The organism is Bacillus sp. 05T22 (assembly GCF_056396765.1).
On sequence record NZ_JBFTMC010000252.1, the window covers coordinates 1 to 1051 of the forward strand.

Genomic DNA, 1051 nt, shown 5'->3' on the forward strand with positions numbered 1-1051 from the left:
GAAGAAGTTCTTGATAACGTCTTGCGTATACTTTGAGTTGGTCACACAGGACATCATTTTGAGAAACGGCTGGATAGGAATTTTTCGCTATTTCAAGTATTTGAATTGCCTTTTTCTCTGCCATAATAGTTGATATTTTTTTATTGGTATTGGCACGAATACGATTTTTTATGATTGTTTTAGAAAGACTTAAAACACAATCTGGATGGGGAAATAGTTGAACAAAATTTAAAAATAAATCCGATTTACTAGTGAACATTTTTTCTAATTCAGGAAATGTTAATTGAATTACTTTGTGTATACGACTACGAATCATCGATAATTCTCCATCCAGTTCGCTATAAAATCTCGAAAGAGATTTTAACTGATGGAATAAGTGGTTCGTTCCATGAGATACCCTTCGGGTAACTGTAAAATGAGTAATGGCTAGTCGATGTGCATCACTTCGGTCCGTTTTATGAATCCGTAAGGAATCACATTGTAATTTTGCTTCTAAGGGGTTTAATAGACAATATGTATATTGGTTATCTTGCATAAATCTTTCTAGCTGTCTAGAATAAATACCCGTTGCTTCGAACACAATTTCAGGTGATTTTCCAGTTTCATTGGTAAGCTCATGTATCTTTTTTTGTAGCTCTTCAAATTCAGACTTTGAATGTTTGATTTCTTTTTCAAAGATACATTGTTTTTGTGCATTATAAATTACCATATAACTTTTACCCATACTAATATCAAATGCAATTACGTGTCTCATAAAGTTCCTCCTGACGTAAAGTTGAAGTCTTCATCTTACACTTATCGATTCCCATTTCTTATACACGATCTCGAGGACCAACATACTAAAAACTGATTCAAATAAGGTAAGTGAAGAAGGTCAGTTTTTTTTACGGATTCAGAATCCCAAAGCACCCACGACCCTTTCTTCACTTGTACTATATAAAAAATAGTAGTGCGAACCAATGCCTTGGTCTGCACTACTAATCTTAGTATGTTTTTATTGTTCCATTTTGAAAGTATTCAGGCTCTTTATTCTTCTGATATATACGTGTAT

The 1051-nt window shown here is 33.2% G+C and carries 1 protein-coding gene; it reads right to left on the reverse strand.

The window, feature by feature from the left end:
* Positions 1-754, reverse strand: a 754-nt coding sequence (locus AC1DIT_RS28185) for an IS110 family transposase (protein ID WP_476998606.1), incomplete at its 3' end; no start/stop codon positions are given.
* Positions 755-1051 lie beyond the last annotated feature (297 nt).